Source organism: Sulfurospirillum sp. E15m, assembly GCF_059415145.1.
In genome coordinates this window covers 1-3,535 of record NZ_JCAHZS010000015.1, presented here as the reverse complement: position 1 = coordinate 3,535, position 3,535 = coordinate 1, and the positions used below count along the sequence as shown (strand labels likewise).

General features: G+C 31.7%; 5 protein-coding genes. All 5 read right to left on the bottom strand.

Annotation, left to right across the window (positions count from 1 at the left end; genetic code table 11):
- Positions 1–109: 109 nt before the first annotated feature.
- The gene (locus AC5SLP_RS14370; RefSeq protein WP_495255852.1) at positions 110–580 is read right to left on the bottom strand and encodes a hypothetical protein; all 471 of its coding nucleotides are present in this window, start codon (positions 578–580) and stop codon (positions 110–112) included.
- Complete coding sequence (locus AC5SLP_RS14365) at positions 571–1,269, bottom strand: hypothetical protein (protein ID WP_495255851.1); 699 nt, start codon at positions 1,267–1,269, stop codon at positions 571–573. The genes AC5SLP_RS14370 and AC5SLP_RS14365 overlap by 10 nt, the downstream gene beginning before the upstream one ends.
- Positions 1,270–1,405: 136 nt before the next feature.
- Positions 1,406–2,071, bottom strand: a complete 666-nt coding sequence (locus AC5SLP_RS14360; protein ID WP_495255850.1) for a transposase — start codon at positions 2,069–2,071, stop codon at positions 1,406–1,408.
- 227 nt (positions 2,072–2,298) lie between these two features.
- On the bottom strand, positions 2,299–2,982 hold the full coding sequence (locus AC5SLP_RS14355; RefSeq protein ID WP_495255849.1) for a hypothetical protein: 684 nt from the start codon (positions 2,980–2,982) through the stop codon (positions 2,299–2,301).
- Positions 2,979–3,488, bottom strand: coding sequence for a hypothetical protein (locus tag AC5SLP_RS14350; RefSeq protein WP_495255848.1), 510 nt, complete (start codon positions 3,486–3,488; stop codon positions 2,979–2,981). The genes AC5SLP_RS14355 and AC5SLP_RS14350 overlap by 4 nt, the downstream gene beginning before the upstream one ends.
- Positions 3,489–3,535: the final 47 nt, after the last annotated feature.

The following is a 3,535-nucleotide window of genomic DNA, read 5'->3' as shown; positions in this document are numbered from 1 at the left end:
TCAAATACATAATTTAAGATAACTATATATACTCCTAACCATACTAAAAAAGCTATAATTATGAAAAACAAACCTTCAAGAATTTCAAAGATTTCATCAAAATGTATTTTCATTGCAAATCAGCTCTCAGCCATACTTTTAAATCTTCGTCTGTAAGGGTCGAAAGATGTTTGATGTATTCTTCGACCATATATAAATTGTCTTTTTTTTGTGAATTGCCATATACTGTATCGAAACCATATAACAAAATATTACCCTGCTTGTATTCACCACTTATTAAAGTTGCCACATAAAGTTTGTAATCGAAGTAATATCTGACTTCTTCCAGTGTTCGAAAGCCCACCAAATTTTGAGGATCATCTTGCTCTAAATTAAGAATTTCACCATATAAGTCACCTAGTTTATACAGCTCTTGTTCAATTTTTTTAGACAAGCCTAAGCTTTCAATTGGGGCAAGATACTCAAATTCATCTGTAACCAAATATTGATTATCTTCACTATTTAAACACTTGAGATATATTAATCCATAGTCATATTCAAACATAACAATATCTATTTTTTTTTGATTATTTATTTCCATATGACACCACCTAGATTTTTAATACCCAATGGGTAAGAATTTACAATGTATCCATTAGAACCTATCACAACATTGAGATATTTTGTTTCTCCATTTACTAATACTTTATAAACACTACCATCTGCACCATACGTGCCAATAGATTTACCTGTTTTGATTGTATTTGTAACAAAATTAGCAATAGAGCCAGATTCAACTCCCCATTTAACAAAATCCTTGTCATGTCTTTCAATTATATGCTGAAGTCCAGCATTTGAACTACCTTTTTCCAACCACACAATTTTACCATCAACTTTAGCTATCGATACGATCTTTTCAGGACTAATTTTCAATCCTTCTTCTATAGCTTCTTTAATGAGCTTTTTAGCCGCCATATCCGTTAATTTGACACTGACACCATCTACAAACATTACACCAATACTTGCAACATTAAGTGCCGTAACAATGGCATCTACTTTAGCATTAGTATTTGAAACTTCTTCTTTCTTTTGTGTATAGATTGCTTCAAAAGTGCTGTCATTATCTTTTATCAATGTTTTAAAATCAGCACTATTGGCAAGTGTTTTTTTAATCTCTTCTTGACTTAATCCTGTTTCGATAAGAACTTTGATTTTATCTTGTACTGTTCCATTTTGCAATACTTTTGCTCTCTCAATATCTGATAAATTCCAAAATGCTTCATTATCCATCCTTCCATCACCATTAGCCGCTTTTTTAGCATCAGCTTCATAGGCTTTGGTATTGTCAGATAAAGTTTTAGCATCAGCCGTGGAAGGTTTTTTGATTGTATCTTCTGCTCAAATAAAGGGGACAGGCTACTTTTTATCATAATTCTTCTTTTCTTTTTGGTCTTCCTCGTGGGTTGAGCGTTGAGGAGAGTCCAAACTCTTGTGCTGTTTTTTCCATCCATGCTAATTCACCCAATGGACTCTGACGATTGACGCTATTACGTACTATTGTTAGTTCCTCATCTCTTAATGGAGTGTTTACATGTAAAGCCCAATCGGTTGGTAATGCTATCAAAGCTTCATCGAGTAATTGTCTCTCTTGATTCACTCTCTCCCACAATGAGCCATAAACCCATGCCTCAGCTTCATTCACCAGTTTGGCACGTAAGGCATTGGCTTCGATGTAACGCAAGAGTGAGAGATAATAACTCTCTTTTTGAACTATAAAACTCTTATATCGCCCTTGCCAAATATGCCCTGATGTTTTATTCTTTCGATGATAATAACGCACATGCGATGTCATCACCCATTGCATCAAGCGACTCAAACTTCCTTCTGCAAGAGGCATCAGTAAAAGGTGAAAATGGTTTGGCATCAGACAATACGCATGAAGTTCAACCGCTTCTCTTTTCAAGCCATCCTGAAGTAACTTTAAAAAGTAAACATAATCTTCAGCATCATCAAACACTTGCATTCGCATATTTCCACGGTTAATCACATGATAAATGCCCCCAATACTCTCACCTCTAGCAATGCGTGGCATGGATTTGTCCTTTTACATGTAAAGATTTTTGAGTGAGTTTAGCACAAAAGTTATTTAAAGTAGCCTGTCCCCTTTATTCCCCTTTATTCTCCAGTTACAATATAACCGTTTTCACTGACACCAACAGCTACTTTTTGTACTTTATCTTTAAAAACAATTTCATAAACGTTTCTTATGTTTTTACCAGAACCTACCGTATCGATTATTTTGCCATTTGTTACTGCAATTTAAAGTAGCCTGTCCCCTTTATGTCTATGCTTTTTTTCTCTTTGATAAAAATAATATGCTTCAATGAAAAGTTGGATTAGTGCAAAGGCTAGCGGAATAATGTATATTTTATCTTCATATAATCTATTATCATATCTATCAAAAAGCAAATGTAAAAAACCAATATTATATAAATATTTACAGATTATTACATCGGAAACGGCAGATAAAAATGCAAATAAATATCTAACTATCTTTGCTTTAAATTTACATAATTCAATTATGAAAAAAAATATAAAAGCAAAAGAGCACAAATAAAATAATAATGCATTTAAGTTTACACCATTTGATACAATCGAATGTATTTCCCCCTTAAATACAATGTACTTTATAATAAATAAAAAATAAGATACCAAAAATAGATAATATGTTATTAAAAATATTTGTGCATTTTTAAAGTATTTAGAAGCAAACAATAATATAACTATGGGCTGAATAAATTCATATATTATCAATGAGATTATTCCTCCTACCCAAATAAAATTGGTTGCAAAATTATCTAATCCTCCATCGCCAACATTAGGCTCATATACATGCAAAAGCTTTGTTGTGCCATACCAAAAAAATAAAACTAGCGATGGCCAAAAGAGAAAAAAAAGTTTCTTGACTATTTGTGAGAAATAAATAAATAAAGATATTTTCATTTTAATTCTCCTGTAAGCCCTTGGTATTGTTTAATCTCTTTTTCTAGTTGCTCAGTTGATATATTTAATTTTTTAGCTGTTTCTTTTGCATCTTTTTCAGATGTTTCTCCTGAATTTTGTAAAACAGCATTTTTAAAATCTTTTATTTTACCACCTGATTGCTCTATAACATTGTCAATATAAGTATTACTATTTCTATACTCAGATGATGGATTATTATTTGAACCAAAAAGTACCTCTATCCCTGCATTAATAGTTTGAGATATAGTTGGATACTGATTGGTGAGTATAAAAATAGGGGTCAGGGCTAAACTTTTAACTTTTTTACTTAATACAGTTTTACATGTAAAAAGATTTTGAATAAAAAAACTATGCTGGCGACTCATCATTCCCCTTATTTTCATTTTTTCACAAGCAAACATAACAAAAGTAAAAAGTTTAGCCCTGACCCCTAGAATTCTAGAATTCATTATTTTACATGTAAAAGATTTATTGCTTAATTTCATTAAAGTAGCCTGTCCCCTTTATCTCTTATCTCTTTGCATTACACTAA